Source organism: Ligilactobacillus sp. UO.C109, from assembly GCF_026847815.1.
GTDB classification, from domain to species: domain Bacteria; phylum Bacillota; class Bacilli; order Lactobacillales; family Lactobacillaceae; genus Ligilactobacillus; species Ligilactobacillus salivarius.
This window is the reverse complement of the sequence record NZ_JAPSFH010000004.1, coordinates 72,378-90,471: the sequence shown is the minus strand read 5'-3', so window position 1 is coordinate 90,471 and position 18,094 is coordinate 72,378. Positions and strand designations below refer to the sequence as shown.

Below are 18,094 nucleotides of genomic sequence, written 5' to 3'. Positions count from 1 at the left end.
AACAACAGCTCTATCTGGAGTATAGCCTGCCTTTTTTTGCGTCTTCACTTCGTCGAAGCTTTGACTTGGAACTTTGTTCCAGCTTACTTGATTTGTTACTAAATCCTTATCTCCTGTTCGAGTAAATACCAAACTTTGTTTTACTGCATCTAATAACTTACCACTTTCATCTTGATACTGGATTGTTCTAGTTACCGTCTTATTTCTAGTTACCTTTTCATGCTTATGCTTCAAATGAACAGTTATAGCTGGATAGCCATTTGTTCCAAATACAATCTCATTTGGAATTTGGTCCTCATTTACTATCTCATACTTATCTTTATCTGGATTAGTAATATTAGTTTTTACAGTTTCAAATGTTTTACCTGTAATTTCTCGTATAGAACCAACCACTTTTCCAGCTAAATCATCATCTACATAAGTGACAGTTGTCTTTTGGTCAGCTGCATCATAATACATCTCGTATGATACAAAATAAGTTGCAGTCGAACCATCGCTTGAAACTCTACTAATTTTTCCACCCAACTTATCATCTTTAATTGTAATAGTTCCATCTTCAGATATCGAAACCGTCTGTGCAGGAACTTCTTCCATACCCTGACGAATTACATAGCCTCGGATATTTGGACTAGCAACAGTATCAAACTTATTGTTCTCAATTTTCCAGTCATGATTCCAAACGTATTTACCTGTTACCAAGTCTAATGTACCAGTTTGAGTAAATGTTACCCTACTTCCGACATCAGTTATATAATCATCTGCAATAGAATGTTTATCATTGTTACTATCAACATAAATATAAGAAATTTTTTCTCTAACAGAAAGCCCGCCCCCAACAACGGTTTTCTTATGAGATAAATGAATAACAAATTTGTTATTTGCATCATCTGCCTGATATTTAGTTTCTTTATTAAAGTTATTTTCAACTTGATAATTCTTAGACTTCAAGTCATTTAATTCATTATCTAAATCAGCAAAATTAATGATCGTACCATATTTACCAGTGGCAGATGTTGTAAATATTTCCTTTGGTTCGCCATTAATAGTAGTATCATTATCCACAATTCTTAATACTGCATGTTGATCATTAGGAGTATATACAATATCAAAAGTTGAATCTTCACTTTCCTCAGTTATTCCTTCTACCATTGGGGCTCCTTGTCCAGGAGTATAACCACTTGGTGTTGCAACAACATCTTCTGCTTGTACAGCTTCAAAAGTTGTCCCATTCTTAGGTAACCATGGATCATAAGTAACATTCCCATTTAATTCGTCAACAGTTGCCCAACGTTGGAAAAGCAATTCTTGTTTCTTTTCTCTAGTTGTACCGTCTGGCATATGAACAATTATCGTTCTAGTAACTGTATGATTTAAATCGTTCTTACCAACACCAGCTGGATATGGTCTAATTGGATTATCAGGATTCTTTCCTGTATTTGCTTCATGTGGATCATTTGGATCAACTCTAACCGTTGTATGTTCTATTGGAATTTTAAGTTCTGGCGTTCCATCTGGGGTTAAAGTAATTGTTCCAGGAACCACTTTATCTGGATCATCTGGATACTTATATTTCCAACCCATTGGAGGTTTGATTGGATTACCCTTTCCATCAGTTACTGGAACAGTCTCGCCTGTTTTACCAGTAATTGGATATTGTGGTTCAACAACATTTCCATCTCCATCTACAAAGACAATTTCAATAGTTCGATCTTCAGCATCATATAATACAGTCAAGTTCTTTGCATTTTGTGGCTTTCCTTGAATATCCTTTATTGGAGTCACTTCAGGTACTATTGGCATTGAAGCATGATATCCCTTAATCTCAGGCACCGTAAATGAAGCAAAATCACCACTGCCTCCATCTTTAGCTACCCAATTACTATAAGTAACTGCAGTATTAGCTTGATTATTATCAGCTAATTTTACTAAATCTATTGTTGCAGTTCTTACATAAGGAACCTTCTGCACAACATTCTCAATCAAGTTTCCATTATCATCAACTGCTTGCTGTCCACTGACATCTGTACCATTACGGTAAACACCTTGATTGTATTTAAAGTCAACTTCACGACTAACCGTAGTATTTAAATCTTGCTCACTTATACCACTTGGATAATTATGTTGATAGCCGCCATCTGGAGTAGTAAGATTTTCATCACTACTATGTGGATCATCAGCTGTAATTTTTACTTTTTTATGTTTCAATAAAACTGTCCAAGTTTGTGATTTAGATGAATCATAGTATTTATCACCAGTTTGATCGGTGAAACCATCATCAACTAACTCATAGCCTTTTTGTTCTAAAGTCTTAATCTCATCAGTAGTAGTGTAATCAATTTTATCACCATGAGATCCATTCAAAATTTTAGCAAAAATTACACCATTCGCATTGTCTTGATCCAGATAATTTACCACGACTGAAGTTGTATTTGGCACATAGATTACATATACATCTAAAGTTTTGTCTTGTCTATTTGGTGTCAACGCATCTATGGTAGATTGGACCGGCTTATAATTATCAATTTCTGGAGAAGTTACCTCTGTAAATTGATTGTAATTTGGAATTATTGTTGTGACTCCATTCTGCGTAATTTCTGATTTCACAGCTTTCCAAGTTCCCAGATAGTTAATATTACCTGTTACTAAATCAATTTGTGCATCTTGATAATAAGTTATCATCTGAATTGTATCACTAAGTCCATTGACTGGCTTTCTGCTAACGTCTACTCCATCAATTTTAGTTCCTATTGCATATACGTAATGAATAATTCGTTTAACAGTGCTAATACTATCTTTTGAATCATACGAATTCTTAGGATAAACTGGACTATTAGGATCAGTACTATCTACTTTTTGCCCTTCTTGTGGCTTAGTATTAGGGTTAATATTAGCCCATTGATGTTTATAGAAGACATGTTCTTCAAAATTACTTGTAGTTACTTGCACTGTTCTACCAGTGATTATGGTTAGAGTATTACCATTCATATCAACTGCTGGCTGATATCCATATTTAGTTAAATCATAAGGTGTAACATCTCCAAATTTCGCACTTGTAGTATAAGCACCATTAACCAAAATTTCGAAAGCAGAACTTACATTAGCTGTATCGCTGGTATATGGAATATAGTCTTCCCCAGCTTTAGGGACTGACTCACCATTGACTGATTCCATCTGACTAGGCTTGTAATAGCCTAGAACATTTTCCGTAATTTTATCAATTACTTTGTAACGTGTAAACGTAATTGTATCGGTAGTAGTATCTGGATAATTATCCTTATTAATATTCGCATTAACAGCATTAATTAACGCGTTATTCTCATCTTTATCATGATAAGTGATTGTACGTGTAACTACTTTATTTTCTGCACTGTATGATATTGGGTCGCTTACATACAAAGTAATTATATTTTTACTGTTATCACTATTAAAGTTTGCTGGTACTTTCAAAACATAATTTCCTTCAGTTCCAGGTTCATCTGTAAAATAAACAAAGTTACCAGTTGTTACATCATAATAGTTAACTCTATTAAGAATATAAGCACTAGGAACTAAGAAATCATGGATTTTCTTATCAAAAGCATCAATTCCTCCATTAACTGTATCGTCTGTCTTTCCAGTCATGAATGGAATTGGATTATCAGCAATCCACTTCTTTTGTGTCGTATTATACATTCTATATGACAAGTTTTGACTATTTGGTGTGTACGCAATCGTCTTATTTAGATCTATTTCACTTCCAGTATTAGCTAGAAATTGATTATCAATATTAAAATTAGTATTGCTTTTCGCATTAGTTATATCAAGTCCATTTGCTGTATAACCCGGCAAACTAGGAATTGCTGTAACTCCTGGAATTACAAAGTTACCGTTACTATCAACCGTTAATGCTTCACCAGTTTCATCGTTTACTACGATATATTCCTTCTTTCCAGAAGCTTGATGAGTTTTACGTGTAACAGTATATGTTACGGTTGTTGGAGAAACTTTCTGCCCATTAACAACAATAGCGTTATCAAGGTTGGTACCTCCAGCTTGATATTTAGCAGAACTAGAGTCATAGATATAGTAAACATTTTGTGTTACTTTCTTAGTTTCTGTAGTTACAATTTCTGATAATTCAAATTGCACAATATCCCCATCAAAATAGTACCTAACTAAACTATCAAATTTTGCTGCATTATTTACATCATCTTTATTTATGATAATTAATTGTGGCGAGCCTGATACCTCGTATCCTTTTGGAATCATATTTGCTGGGACACTACTTGCACTAAAGTCACTACTTTTAAGGGTATCAACATTATCTGAATAAGTTTTTGTCATCGCTGGAATATCAATGTACTTGTCAACCCCATTCTCATCTTGATAATGTAGTCGTGCTGTAACAGTCGATGTTCCTTGAATCTTAATTCCACTATTATTGACAGTAAATGGTGAGAAATTATCTCCAGTAAGAGCAACTTTAATATACCCTATCTTTCCAGCATCTTCTTTGAAAGTTGGATCTGTCCCTTTAACAATGAAACGTCCTACATAATCTTGGCTAGGAATTGACTCATTAAATACAACTATAATTGATTTAATTTGCGACCAATCTGTTACTTGATCAGCAGGTATATATCCTTCTAAACTTGTTTGTGTACCCTTAACTGAAGAACTTGGCAAATTTTGTGTATTAGTCGAGTATAAGATAGTATACGCATCATCTGATAAATTACCATAACTCTTATCGTACACAACTGGTCCTGATAAATGAACATCATAGCTACTTGCCCCATCACTCTTTTGTGGTAAATCTATTAACAATCTAGCTGCACTAAGATCATTACTATCATAGTTGGCGATATTAAGGTAGTAACTTAAAGTGTTATCTCCCTTATCATCACTTGTACCTACTAGAACTGACTTAGGATTTTGATTCCCTTGTGATGTTACCGGTACATAAGTGATAATTTGCTTATCAACCACAAAGTAATTTCCATAAATCGTATTTAGTTTATATAAACTTCCTGGAATACTACTTGTCATCACATTTCCAGTATATTGATTTACTAAATCTGTAACATTCGAACTTGTATATTTTGTATTGTAATTAATTAATCCTGTTCGAGTATACATATATACATCATAAGGATATTTACCTGCAACTGCATCTGGATCCATCATAATAAATATCTGATTAGTGGATTCATTTCGAGTATACAAACTATATCCAGTACCTGTGTAATCAAACTTTATAACCTGTCGTCCATCAACTACGTAGGTTGAATATTTAGGAACTACTACTTTTCCATTATCATCTTTTGTTTTTATCTGCACGCCATCCCAACCACGAGAGTAGGAAAAATACTTGGGCAAAACATAATAAATAATAGGCTCATAGATTCTATCAGTTGTATATCCCGTTCCATACCAGTGAGTATCAAACTTTCCATAATAGTTAGGATCTGTATTTTTAGGGTTGTACATTGTTTGAGCCTGATATCTCCATGCACCAATTGAAGCTCTTAATTGATCCAAACTTTGAACTTTTTGATCGACAGCTAACGTATAGTAGGTATTATTGTTAAATTGTGGTGAAAATACCGCTAACTTAGTCGTTAATACTGTATCAGGCGGAATTACTGCCATGGTATTCATTGCATCTGATAATGTCCCTAATGCTTCAAAAATATCTGGATCATCTGCTTGTCTGTTTCCGATATTATCTTTAATAATATTATCTACAGCACCGCCATATTTTGTAGAGGCACCTACTTCTACATAATTAGGTATTATATCTACTTTAAGAATGTATTCACCTGTTGGTACAAGAATTGTCTCTCCTGCATTAACTACACCTGATAAAATTTTGCCACTCTTAGTTTCAATATTATATGCATATGATGTGGTTCCTGGACGCATAGTATTATTGATTCCAGGAGTCTTTACCCCAGTTACATCTAATCCATCTGGGAATGCTGCATCGATGTGCAAACTATTTGTGTAACTAATAGCGGTAGAATTTTGAAATCCAAAGTAATTTACGACTCTAGTTGGCTGACTTTGAGTAAATTGCTTAGCTATATTGTTTCCAGCTATTACTACTTCAAATTGACCGTCTTGAGGAGTAAATTTAGGACCAACTAAAGTTACTGTCCACGGATTATTAACTTGTGCGGTTAAATCTTTTTCTCCATCAGTAGTTCTTATTTTTTGATCAACAGTAATTAATCCATTTGCACTGTAATCTCTTTTACCAAATGGCTCTATTGTTTGTATAAACTTACCTACTAAATGATAACCTGTATCGTACTGGTAAAATTGACTTCCTGAACCAGCCGGAATTGTAATAATTACATCACCGCCAGCTTTATCTTGAGTGAAAGTCACGCCACTGTTAGATCCTAGCTTGCTAGCATCCATACTTGCTTGAGGATCAAGGAGAAAATTGCCAGGTACTGGAACTGTAATTGTTGTTCCTAAGTTTTGAGTATTATTAACCTTATTTGAACCATAACCATTTTCTCCTACCCCTGTAGGTTGATTGATGTCAATTTCAAAATCATATCTTGTATCTACTCGTAAATTCTTTACATATTTGGGATCTGGCTTAACTTGACGAATAGTTGGGGCCATAGAGGTTTGAACAGTTGAAGTAAATTCCAGTGGATAATTATTAATTACCTTACTTGGATCATCACTATTTTGATAACTCCAAAATATTTGTCTCTTAATTGGACCATTTGGATCCAAATGATTTGAAGAATTTACATTAGGCTGTCCAGCATAATTATTGCCATCTGGAACTACTATCCTAAGTCCGTCTGTAACTGTATATGATCCACTAGATATTACTTTATATACCTTGTATTTTTCTCCATCAATGATTTCATCAGACTTAACAATTTCAGCCTGACCACCTAATCTTTCAGGTGTATAAGCACTATCATCAATTCCAAAGCTAGTTACTGGAACTTTAATAGTATAGATATCCCCTGGTTGGAAGGTACCCGTTAATACTATATTTAAATTCTTTCCAGCATCACCATCATTACCGACAGTTGTACGATTGATTGACAAAATAAAGCCGTTAACATCTGTTGAAGAGGTTGTAGTATGTGTTGGTATAGTAACTGGTCGTGTTCCATTTTGCATGCTTGATGTAGCTTTATTTTCATCAAGATTTTCTGCACTATTCATAGTTGCATTATTTTCTAGTTCTACAGTTGTATAATTAGAAACTTGATTATTTTGACTACTTGTACTTTCTTCACTAGTAGAAGTAGCAGCAGTACTTGTAGCAGTTGAAGTTGTATTTGTTTCATTACTTGTTGCGTTGTTGGTAGTACTTGAACTGGTAGATGTTGTATCTGCTGTACTTACATCTGATGTTGAAGTCGCACTTGTTTTTAATGTTAGCGTCTTCTTTTGGATTGATGTAGCACTACTATTTGTACTTTCAGACTCTTGGACGGCATCTGTTGTATTCGCAGAAACTGTGTGATTATCAAAAACAATAAATGTCATTCCCAAAAGAACAGAGACTGTCCCTATTGATAACTTTTTCAAGCCATAAACTTGCTTCTTATCATAAAATTTTTCTCTTCTTAATTTTATATTTTTCCTTCCTAACATAAACTCGCCCTCTAATGAATTTTAAAAATTCACCTTTCACTATTATTTGTTCTAAAAAATCACAAATACTAATAAAAAATTAATAGACCACACACCATATACTCATTTATATTTTACCATATTCATTTATTATTTTTCTTGTTTGTTTACTGTCTATTATAGCACTGCTTCATAAGTTTGATATAATATCTCATATCAAGTTTGTAAAGGATGATATTTTTTATTATGGATAACTTAAAAAAGAAAGCTACTATCGCTTTTAGCATTTTACTAATATTAAGCCTCATTTGTATTGGAGTTTCTGCATGGTTAATCATTAGTGAAGCTAGTGCTGTTATTACTTTAGTTATGTTTTTCATTGACTTTGTTGTATTATGTGCATTATTAACAATAGTATTTACTGCGTACTTCTATAAGAAACGTATGAAACAACTAGAAAAGCAAGAAAAAAAATATAGGTAAACTGTTATGGAAAAAATTATTGATAACTTAATCTCAAAAGATGACTTATTTAAAACTTTAGAAAATCGTTTTAATAAAAATATTTATCGTCATCCTAATATAAAATGGGATGAAATCGCATCTTTGTTAGAAAATGATTCCGAGAAGATTTCTAGCTTATCCTATCTTGAAACTAGTGGGGGAGAACCTGATGTTACTGAGATCAATAACCAAATTGCTTTTATTGATTTTTGTAAAGAATCTCCTAAAAAACGCAGAAGCTTATGTTACGACAAATCTGCTCGTGTTAATAGAAAAAAATTCCCACCTATTTCTAGTGTTTGTGAAGTTTGTAAGCAATGGAATGTAAATCTTCTGACTAAAGATGACTATCGCTCACTTCAAAATATCCAAGAAGTCGATCTCAAAACTTCAAGTTGGTTACTTACACCTGATAGTATTCGGCAACATGGTGGTGCGATTTTTGGTGATCGCCGTTATGATACAACTTTCATTTATCACAATGGTGCAGATTCTTATTATGCTAGTCGTGGTTTTAGAGCTAAATTAATTTTAAAATAATTCCATTTTCCATATTTGGACACAGTACCAATTTTCTAATTTATGCAAATCAAACGTTTACTTGTATAAATTAGAAAATTGGTCCTGTGTCTAGATTCGACTTTTTTAAAAAAAAGCAAAAAAATTACTGGATCCCAATCAATTGAGATCCAGTAATTTTTAATAGTTCTTAATATTATTTAGCTGGAAGTACTCCACCTTTAAATTCTTTTTTAATCCAATTTTGTGTATCATCAGATTGTAATACTTTTACTAACTTCTTAATAGCTGGTTTGTTCTTGTCAGCTTTACGTACAGCAATGATGTTAGCATATGGAGAGCTCTTCTTTTCTAGAGCAATTGCATCTTTAGAAGGATTTAAACCTGCTTGTACAGCATAGTTAGCATTGATTACATAAGCTGCATCCTTACCTTCTTTGTATAAACGAGGCATTAACTTAGCTTCAAAAGAGTGCTTGAATTTCAAATGTTTCTTGTTTGTAGCAATATCATTAAAGTTAGCTGTTTCAATATTTGTACCCTTCTTTAATGTAATTAGTCCTGCATCTTTAAAAATTGTCAAAATACGACCGTAGTCAGCTACGTTGGAAGAAACATTGACCGTTGCTCCCTTAGGTAAATCCTTCAAACTCTTGTACTTCTTGGAGTATACACCGATTGGTTCCAAGTGAATATTACCAGCTGAAACTAATGTACCATTGTTCTTCTTGTTCCAGTTATTTAAAAATGGTGTGTGTTGGAAGTAGTTAGCATCAATTTCCTTGTTAGCCAAAGCCTTGTTAGGAATAATGTAGTCGTCATACTTCTTAATCTTTAAATCGATGCCTTCCTTCTTTAATTCAGGCTTTACATGTTCCAAAATTTTAGCATGGGGAGTTGGAGATGCCCCAACTGTTAAAGTTGTATCGGCATTTGCCTTAGAAACGCCTGTAAATAAGAAAGCAGCTGCTGCAACTGATGTAATTAAACCAAAAACTGTTTTTTTCTTCATAATCCATTCACCTCATAATTCTATTTTTCTATAAACTACCTTTTTGATGTAGAGTTTAACATCCTTTAATTAACGTTTATCAATCTTCTTAACTGTTGAGTCGCCTAACCATTGGAAAACAAACACGATTAAAACGATAATTACAGTTGCGACTAATGTTATCGCATTGTTGTAGGATTGGAACCCATCAGTATAGGCAAGTTGTCCTAAACCACCAGCACCGATTGCTCCAGCCATGGCAATATAACCAATCAACGCAATTGTTGAAACTGTTATCCCTGAAACTAGTGCAGGTAGTGATTCAGGAATTAAAACTTTATATAAGATTTGCCACTTATTAGCTCCCATCGCTACCGCTGCTTCAATAACACCCTTATCTACTTCATGAAACGCAATTTCAACTAGACGAGCATACATTGGGGACGCACCGATAACTAAAGCTGGAATTCCGGCCTTAGCTCCTGTAATAGAGCCAACCAAAACTTGTGTCAATGGTAGTAACAATACGATTAAAATGATAAATGGGATTGAGCGGAAAATGTTAACAAATACTCCAACAATAACATTCAAGATCTTAACCGATAATTTATCACTACCTGAAGTTTCAAATAATAGCAGACCTAATAATAATCCTAAAATTGCGACGATAGCGATTGATACGACTGTCATCCAAATCGTTTCCCAAGTTGCACTCCACATATCTGGCCAGTTAACATTCTTAAACTGGAAATATGACTGTATACCTTGATTATTCATTACTTATCACCCTCACTTCCACTCTTAAAGTTTCAAGGAACTTCAAAGCTTCTTGAATATCTTCATCGCTACCAACTAACTGAACAAATAACGTTCCAATTGTTCGAGCTTTGTCGGCCAACTGATGAATTGATCCTTCCAAGATACTTAACTGCACTTCTGGAAATTGTCTGACCAATTCCGAAACTACTGGTAATTGAACTTGGTCTCCATGGAATCTCAATTCTATTAATTGACCATGTGGATATTTTTCTAAAAGTTGATTTACAACTTCCTTAACATCAGGAGTATTGTTTGTATCAACTTCTGCATTAACAAAACGTTTCGTTAAGTCTTGTTGAGGATGAGTAAATACCTCTGAAACAGGACCTTCTTCAATAACCTTACCTGTTTCCATTACTGCCACCTTATCAGCCAAACGTCTAATAACATGCATTTCGTGAGTAATAATTACAATTGTTAGATTTAACTTTCTATTGATATCTTCAAGTAAATCCAACACTTCTTCGGTAGTCTGTGGATCTAAAGCACTAGTAGCTTCATCTGAGATTAAAATTTCAGGATCATTAGCTAATGCTCTTGCAATGCCAACTCTTTGCTTTTGTCCCCCAGATAGTTGATTAGGATATGCATGTAATCTATCGCCCAATCCTACTAATTCTGCTAATTTCTTAGCTTTATCAATTCTTTTGCTCTTAGGAACTCCTGCAATCTCTAACGGAAAAGTAATATTTTCCAAAACTGTTCGTGACCAAAGTAAATTGAAATGTTGGAAAATGATTCCGATTTTCTTTCTTTGTTCACGCAAGTCTCTTCCGGCAAGATTATCTACTCGCTTACCATGAATAAGAATTTTACCTTCCGTTGGTTTTTCTAATCCATTTAACATTCTAACTAATGTACTTTTCCCTGCTCCAGAAAAGCCGACAATTCCAAATACTTCACCGGATTTGATTTCAAGATTTACATTCTGTACAGCCTTGACTTCATTATCAGCCGTTTGGAATGTCTTTGAGATGTTTTCAAACTTAATTGCTGGTGTATCAACCATCTCCTATCAACCCCTTCTCTAAAAATAAAAAAGCGGTTCTCACCCAAATATAAGGGCGAAAACCGCGGTACCACCTTAGTTCGTTGTTAATTAAAACAACCTCACTAGCTTAATAGCTTAAATTATATCGTATTCTAACGGAGTAATGGCTTGCACCATTTACTCTAACTCCGAGCCCATTCTCACTGACTCCATATGCTTCCTTTCACCTTACGAAGCTCTCTTATAATACTTCTGTCAGATCTCTTCTCATCATCGTTTATTATATCTTATTCAATTTGTACTTAGATAGTAACGTGCTTTTTCTCATTTGTCAACAGATATATGAGAAAAATCTAAGAAAAAATTTAATTTAATGTAAATGTTTAAATTAGCCCAACTAATTAATAAATTTATTTTTGCTTGGAAAATTCCAGCAAAGTGATAATATTAAGTTGCTTAATTTTGAAGTAAGAAAGGAGTAGTTACAATGGAAACAAGCCATATAGATTTAGCAATTTTAAATTATGCTGCAAATAATATATGCTTAGATGCCGATAGAGGTGAGGCTTCAACCTTTATTTATTGTTTTGATTCAATAGCTACACAAATTGCAGCATTACTAGAAAAACTAGGTTTTACTACTGAAATAAAGGAACACAATGGTTATGTAATAAAATCTATCGAAGGCACTATGGTAAAACTAAATATCGACTTTACCACACCTAAGCAAAATAAAATTACCTCTTCTTTACCAATAGAGATATTAACAGCAACAGAAGCTAAAAAGTTAGCTGATGACAATAAAGTTAACGCTGAAGCTATCAAAAGCATAGAAAAAGAGAGAAACAAGGGTTTTGAAACACATGATGTTAGATTTCTAACTTTGGATAGAGATAAAGTCCATCTTAATTCTGGATTTTTAGACTACCTTCTTAACACAGAGGTAGGACCATATGCAGATGATAAAACCGTTACTTTCAAAATTAAAAATCGTTCTGCTTATGATTATTAATAGGTTTAAGAACAATTCGATAAAATAAAAAGCGACACAAAAATGTCGCTTTTTATTCACTATAACACAAATCCTTGAGCCTTTGTTACCCCAGTATCTTTATTCAAATACACACCTTGAATTTCTGGATCAAACCCAGGGAATTTATCAATGGCCCCCATTAGAATCTTAAAGTAATACACATCAATCTTTTGCCATTTTTCACCTGGAGCTACAATAAATACTCCTGGTGGATATGGTAGCGCACCTTCAAGAGCTATTCTTCCTTCAATCTCATCTAAGTCTACTAACTCTCCTTCATTCTTCATGAATAACTTATCTGCTTCGGCAGGTGTCATTTCATAATCTTGGAAGGTCTTCTTTAAAAACAAATCTTGTTGAAGTTTGTAGATTTTATTTTTAGCATAATATTCATGCATTTCTTGGCAAAGTTGTCTAATTGTATATCCTTGATAACGTTCAGGATTTTGTTTAACCAATCGTGGTAATACTTGTTCCAATGGTGCATCGCGCAAGTAATATTCTTCAAATTCTAAAAATGAGGTTAACAGTGCTTCTAAATCAGCATCTCTTTCTCCAGGAGTTAGCAAGAATAATGTTGAATACAAATCAGACTTACATGTAATTACTCTCTTCTCTGTTAAATACTCTCCAATAACTTTTCCAGGTATTCCTGTTTTTTCGTATTTACCAGTTGCTAAGTTAATTCCAGGACAAACCACAGTTAATTTTAATGGACTGATAATTGCTTCATCCTTAGCTATTCCTTTAAATCCATGCCAATCATCTGTTTCTTCCATCTTCCAGTAAGATAGGTTATCCATTAATTCTTGTTCTGACTTTTCATTTATTTCTTGGGCATTTAAGGTCTTAAATAATTTAGATTTTCGATTCAAAGCTTTTCTAAATCTTATTCCCTTCCTCATAGCTTCTTCCCACCATTTTTTAGGTGCTTCACCCTTAGCCAAAGCTGTATTCACTGTCAATGATGCATAAATTGGATAGGAATAAGAAGTTGTTACATATTTCAAATAAGCATTATTGAAATGTTTATGGTCTACATAACGTTTTTGCCCTTTAATATGTGCATCTTTCTTCAAAATTTGCGAAGTTTGAGCTAAGCCTGCTTGTTGTTTATGAATAGATTGTGTAACTAAAATTCCGGGATCATCAGCTGTATATTTATATTGTAGTGGTGATAGTTGCTTCATGATATTTACAAATTGTTCGTAACCACCCCAAGCACAGTCAAAGAGAACATAGTCACAAAGTTTGCCAATCTTATCTAATAGCCACTTTGCATTATAGAAAACACCGTCAAATGTTTCGAGTTGTAAAACTGCCATTCTAAATGGTCTTTTAGCTTTAGCTCTTTCTGGATCAACTTTGGCAATTTCAGCTCTAATTTTTTCTTCATCTAAGTCATCGCTAATTACCGGACCAATTAGTCCCAAAGGATTACGACTTGTTGGAAGATATACAGGTTTAGCTCCAGTCATAATAAGTGCACTATTGTATAAAGATTTATGATTATTTCTATCAAATAAGACCAAGTCTCCCTCTGATAAAACAGCATTTGCGCAAATTGTATTTGAACTGGTTGTTCCGTTTGTTACATAGTAAACTTTATCAGCATTGAATGCTTGTGCTGCCTCTTGTTCAGAATCAAGTGGAGTCCCACCATGAGTTAAGGTGTCGCCTAATTCTGCCACTGTGTCACTCACATCAGCTCGTAACATATTATCTCCAAAGAACTTTTTGAATACTACACCAGCTGGATGTTTTTCATAAAATTGTCCATTGTGATGTCCTGGAGTTGTATAACTGACTGGTTTTTCATCAGCAAAATTGATTAAATCACGCAAAAATCCAGGTACATTTTCTGCTTCATATTGTTGTGCTGCTTGTGCTACCTTATTTTGAAGTTCTTCTTTCGACAAACTTTCACCAGCATCTACTAAAATTACCGGAACCTGCAATCCGTCTTTTGCCATTAATTCTTGAGCTTTTTGATAAGCAACTTCATCTGCTTTAGGCAACACAAAAGCTGCTAATTCGGCTGCTGTAATTCCACTATAAACATTGCTAGCAAGCCATGGTAATGGTACGTATTCTTCAGTTGTTGAAGTAGTACCTATTTTTAGTATTTTATTTGCCATCTCTACTCTACCTCATTGTATTTGATCTATCTCTACTCTCTTATTGTAAAACCAAAATTTAGAAATTACCAAAAGAATTAGATGGAGAATTTGCAACGATTTATCAAATCGAGTCAGATTTTATGACTCGATTTCTATAATCGCGTCATATTTTGTGATTCGATTATGGAATCGTAGCAAATTGATTTGATTCAAAAAAAATAATACTTTGTGCAAAATTTAACTTGAAATATTGTGAAAACGTTCTATAATTAAATAGTGTAAAATATATTTTGAAGGAAGATGATTACATGAAAGTTATTGTTGTAGGTTCATCACACGGTGGTTATGAAGCGGTTGAAGGTTTATTAAAAGATTATCCTGACGCAGAAATCCAATGGTATGAACAAGGCGACTTCCTTTCATTCCTATCTTGTGGTATGCAGCTATTTTTGGAAGGCAAAGTTGATAGTGCTGATAAAGTACGTTATATGACTCCTGAAGCCATTCGAAGTCGTGGTGTAAGTTTGTTCGAACAAACACAAGTAATTGCCTTACATAGTGCAGACCACAAAATCGAAGTTAAGGATTTACAAACAGGTGAAGTTAGAACTGAAAGTTATGATAAACTAATTCTCAGTCCTGGTGCTGTTCCAATGGAATTAAACGTTCCTGGTAAAAATCTTGAAAACGTCTACTATATGCGTGGCCATGATTGGGCAGTTAAACTTAAAGAAAAAGTTCTTGATAACAATGTTAAAAATGTTGTTGTTATCGGAAGTGGATATATTGGTATCGAAGCTGCCGAAGTATTTGCCAAAGCAGGTAAATCGGTTGAAGTCTTAGATATGTTACCACGACCATTAGCTACATATCTTGATAAAGAATTGACTGACGTAATTGAACCTGAACTTACTCAAAACAATGTACACGTTCATGGCAATCAACTCGTTCAAGAATATTTAGGCGAAAATACCGTTACTGGTGTGAAAACTGATAAGGGTGAATATCCTGCAGATTTAGTTATTGTTGCTGCTGGTGTTAAACCAAATACAGCTTGGCTGAAAGGCGAACTTGCAATGTATCCAAATGGAATCGTTAAGACTGATAACTTTATGCGTTCAAGCGCGGATGATGTATTTGTAGTTGGCGATGCAACATTACTTAAATACAATCCAGGAAATACTTTATTGAACATCGCTTTAGCAACTAATGCTCGTAAGCAAGGTAGATTTGCGGTTAAGAATTTAGAAGCTCCTCTCCATCCTTTCCCTGGAGTACAAGGAACTTCTGCATTATCAGTATTTGATTATAAATTTGCTTCAAGTGGATTGAATGCCACAAATGCTCAAAAATTAGGTAAGCAAGTACGTTCAGTAGTAGTCGAAGATGATTTCAGAATGGACTTTGTTCCTAAAGAAGAAAATGCTCATGTTTGGTTCAAATTGACTTATGATCCAGATACAAAAGCTATTTTAGGTGGTCAAATTCTTTCCAAGCATGACTTAACAGCTTATATCAATGTTATCTCACTTGCAATTAAAACTAAGCAAACAATTTATGATCTAGCTTATGAAGATTTCTTCTTCCAACCTGGTTTCGATAAACCTTGGAACATTTTGAACTTAGCTGGTTTAGCTGCTGAAAAGCAAGAAGATGAAGATTAGAAAAATAGTATCAGAAGAAGTGATAATATATCCTTCTCTGATACTATTTTTGTGCTTTTAAACTTTCAAAAAATCTGCTGACTCATAGGCTGGATGTGGATATTTATAAAATCCTTCGCCAGCTTCAATGCCGTAATGACCTTCATCAATCATTTGCTTCAATTTATCAGCAATTGCTTTAGCTGCTGCATCTTCAGCATGTGCATTAAATATTGCATATGTTGTTCTTAATCCAATTGCATCCAGTGACATGAATGGTCCCATCGGCGAACCTGTAGCTTTCATCCAATCTTTATCAATTGTCATTGGATCTGCAACCCCTTTAGCCCACAATCCTAGAGCTGCATTTAGGTATGGTACCGATAGAGAATTCATTATATATCCAGATTGTTCTTTCTTTAAAACAATTGGTAACATATTGATTTCTTTAGCGAATTCTACCACTTTATCAATAACTTCTTTATCCGTTTTTTCATTGCCCACAATTTCAGAAGTATTGAATTTCCAGATGTGATTTGCAAAATGCATATGCAAAAACTTTTCTGGTCTATCAACAAATTTTACTAACTGACTAGGAACCAAAGTTGAACTATTACTTGCTAAAATTACATCTTTTGGTAGTACCTGACACATCTTTTGATAGAAAATCCCTTTTATTTCTAGATTTTCTGGAACTGATTCAATCACATATTCTGTATTTTTAGTAGCGATTTCCATATCATTAGTAATCTCAACAATATTCTTCATCGCTCTTTTTACATCACTATCCGTAATCCCCATTTCTTGTTTATACATTTTCTGAACTTTATTCAATCTTCTAATTGCACGATCTGGATGCGGATTCCAGATAGATACTGTAAATCCATAAAATGCGGCTTGAAATGCAATTTGACTACCTAATGTACCTGCTCCGGCAATTGTAATTTTCTTAAAACTCATAATCTACACCTTCTCGTTAATCTTGCTTAGTTACGAAAGTTCTATCGTAGTGTCCAGTAATCAAGTATGGAGCAATTTCTTCTGGATTAAGAGAGTCTAGCTTTAGAGTCTTATGCATAACAGAATAGTCCATCTTGTAATGTGCGCCACCAACTGGCTTAAGTACTTCTAATTCAGCCAAAGGATCATCTTCGCTGGAAGTAAGTTTCATATCTATTTTTCCAATTTCCATATCAGTAGTTAAGCCTGTACTTTGAGTTGCAATTAACTCAGTATTTACAAACTTATTAGATCCATCATCTTGTTGTTCAATATCGTAATTAATGAAGAAACTTGCCATTTCTGATGGTTCACCTAATTTCACTTGGCTACCAAACATTTTCTTAACTGTTTCAATATCATTAGGCACTCCAGCTTCCCACTTTAAGTTCAAAATTTCTGTACCATGTCTGATTATTTTAGCTTGTACTTTATTTTCTAATTTTTCTATTTTAATATCATCTGCCAATTTCTTAGGCATACATGCGCCTTCGCGACCGGCAATCATCGCCTCCTCTGCACCTTCACCACTTAGATATAAGACAAATGGGTAGGCTCCCATTATCTTATCTTGATAACTAACAAACGCATACAATACAGCTTCATCATATGGAGCAGCAAAAGTTGGATCTCCCATATGGGTGACGTAGCCCATGATGACAGGTGCTACAACTTTCAAAGGTTTAGGCACCACTTCAGCTAACCTCTCAGCTGAAGTTACATAGGCAAACATTATTCCATCTTGCTTCTTCATGTTAGGACGACAAAGAAAGTTTCTTATCTCTTCCTCATTAGCAACAAAACTACTCATGAAAATCACTCCATTCTTTTAAAACGTTTTCATTTGTATTATAGTTCTTTTATTTTGCAATAAAAAGA

At 34.0% G+C, this 18,094-nt stretch carries 11 protein-coding genes; 4 read left to right on the top strand and 7 right to left on the bottom strand.

Annotated features, from left to right (window positions below):
- A partial coding sequence (locus tag OZJ21_RS01215; RefSeq protein WP_268857307.1) for a mucin-binding protein occupies nucleotides 1-7,617 on the bottom strand: 7,617 nt, incomplete at its 3' end.
- 225 nt (nucleotides 7,618-7,842) lie between these two features.
- On the opposite strand from OZJ21_RS01215, the gene OZJ21_RS01210 reads away from it, so the two are divergent.
- Nucleotides 7,843-8,079, top strand: a complete 237-nt coding sequence (locus tag OZJ21_RS01210) for a hypothetical protein (RefSeq protein ID WP_268857306.1) — start codon at nucleotides 7,843-7,845, stop codon at nucleotides 8,077-8,079.
- Between the two features lie 6 nt (nucleotides 8,080-8,085).
- Nucleotides 8,086-8,640, top strand: coding sequence for a DUF4256 domain-containing protein (locus OZJ21_RS01205; RefSeq protein WP_081530177.1), 555 nt, complete (start codon nucleotides 8,086-8,088; stop codon nucleotides 8,638-8,640).
- Between the two features lie 175 nt (nucleotides 8,641-8,815).
- Here OZJ21_RS01205 and OZJ21_RS01200 read toward each other — a convergent pair whose 3' ends face one another.
- From OZJ21_RS01200 to OZJ21_RS01190, 3 genes are all read right to left on the bottom strand, one after another.
- A complete protein-coding gene (locus OZJ21_RS01200; protein WP_081530176.1) occupies nucleotides 8,816-9,631 on the bottom strand; it encodes a MetQ/NlpA family ABC transporter substrate-binding protein in 816 nt (271 codons plus the stop codon).
- A 69-nt stretch (nucleotides 9,632-9,700) separates the two neighbouring features.
- On the bottom strand, nucleotides 9,701-10,387 hold the full coding sequence (locus OZJ21_RS01195) for a methionine ABC transporter permease (RefSeq protein WP_003700817.1): 687 nt from the start codon (nucleotides 10,385-10,387) through the stop codon (nucleotides 9,701-9,703).
- Nucleotides 10,380-11,438, bottom strand: a complete 1,059-nt coding sequence (locus OZJ21_RS01190; RefSeq protein ID WP_069468734.1) for a methionine ABC transporter ATP-binding protein — start codon at nucleotides 11,436-11,438, stop codon at nucleotides 10,380-10,382. The genes OZJ21_RS01195 and OZJ21_RS01190 overlap by 8 nt, the downstream gene beginning before the upstream one ends.
- A gap of 469 nt (nucleotides 11,439-11,907) precedes the next feature.
- On the opposite strand from OZJ21_RS01190, the gene OZJ21_RS01185 reads away from it, so the two are divergent.
- A complete protein-coding gene (locus OZJ21_RS01185) occupies nucleotides 11,908-12,432 on the top strand; it encodes a hypothetical protein (protein ID WP_003703111.1) in 525 nt (174 codons plus the stop codon).
- 59 nt (nucleotides 12,433-12,491) lie between these two features.
- On the opposite strand, the gene OZJ21_RS01180 is transcribed toward OZJ21_RS01185, so the two are convergent.
- Entirely contained in the window at nucleotides 12,492-14,591 is a 2,100-nt protein-coding gene (locus tag OZJ21_RS01180) for a putative ornithine decarboxylase (RefSeq protein ID WP_268857305.1), read from the bottom strand.
- A gap of 290 nt (nucleotides 14,592-14,881) precedes the next feature.
- Here OZJ21_RS01180 and OZJ21_RS01175 point away from each other — a divergent pair, with 290 nt between their 5' ends.
- Nucleotides 14,882-16,237 carry an FAD-dependent oxidoreductase gene (locus OZJ21_RS01175; protein ID WP_268857304.1) on the top strand — a complete coding sequence of 452 codons (1,356 nt, stop codon included), beginning with the start codon at nucleotides 14,882-14,884 and terminating at the stop codon, nucleotides 16,235-16,237.
- A gap of 57 nt (nucleotides 16,238-16,294) precedes the next feature.
- Here the strand turns inward: OZJ21_RS01175 and OZJ21_RS01170 are convergent, their stop codons facing one another.
- Together OZJ21_RS01170 and OZJ21_RS01165 are read right to left on the bottom strand one after the other, a co-directional pair.
- A complete protein-coding gene (locus tag OZJ21_RS01170; RefSeq protein WP_003702512.1) occupies nucleotides 16,295-17,176 on the bottom strand; it encodes a 3-hydroxyacyl-CoA dehydrogenase in 882 nt (293 codons plus the stop codon).
- 16 nt (nucleotides 17,177-17,192) lie between these two features.
- On the bottom strand, nucleotides 17,193-18,026 hold the full coding sequence (locus tag OZJ21_RS01165; protein ID WP_160993789.1) for an acetoacetate decarboxylase family protein: 834 nt from the start codon (nucleotides 18,024-18,026) through the stop codon (nucleotides 17,193-17,195).
- Nucleotides 18,027-18,094 lie beyond the last annotated feature (68 nt).

Excerpts from the sequence above, each read along its gene's own strand:
- OZJ21_RS01210 (WP_268857306.1), top strand. The coding sequence starts at position 7,843 with ATGGATAACTTAAAAAAGAAAGCTACTATCGCTTTTAGCATTTTACTA.
- OZJ21_RS01205 (WP_081530177.1), top strand. The coding sequence starts at position 8,086 with ATGGAAAAAATTATTGATAACTTAATCTCAAAAGATGACTTATTTAAA.
- OZJ21_RS01200 (WP_081530176.1), bottom strand. The coding sequence starts at position 9,631 with ATGAAGAAAAAAACAGTTTTTGGTTTAATTACATCAGTTGCAGCAGCT.
- OZJ21_RS01195 (WP_003700817.1), bottom strand. The coding sequence starts at position 10,387 with ATGAATAATCAAGGTATACAGTCATATTTCCAGTTTAAGAATGTTAAC.
- OZJ21_RS01190 (WP_069468734.1), bottom strand. The coding sequence starts at position 11,438 with ATGGTTGATACACCAGCAATTAAGTTTGAAAACATCTCAAAGACATTC.
- OZJ21_RS01185 (WP_003703111.1), top strand. The coding sequence starts at position 11,908 with ATGGAAACAAGCCATATAGATTTAGCAATTTTAAATTATGCTGCAAAT.
- OZJ21_RS01180 (WP_268857305.1), bottom strand. The coding sequence starts at position 14,591 with ATGGCAAATAAAATACTAAAAATAGGTACTACTTCAACAACTGAAGAA.
- OZJ21_RS01175 (WP_268857304.1), top strand. The coding sequence starts at position 14,882 with ATGAAAGTTATTGTTGTAGGTTCATCACACGGTGGTTATGAAGCGGTT.
- OZJ21_RS01170 (WP_003702512.1), bottom strand. The coding sequence starts at position 17,176 with ATGAGTTTTAAGAAAATTACAATTGCCGGAGCAGGTACATTAGGTAGT.
- OZJ21_RS01165 (WP_160993789.1), bottom strand. The coding sequence starts at position 18,026 with ATGAGTAGTTTTGTTGCTAATGAGGAAGAGATAAGAAACTTTCTTTGT.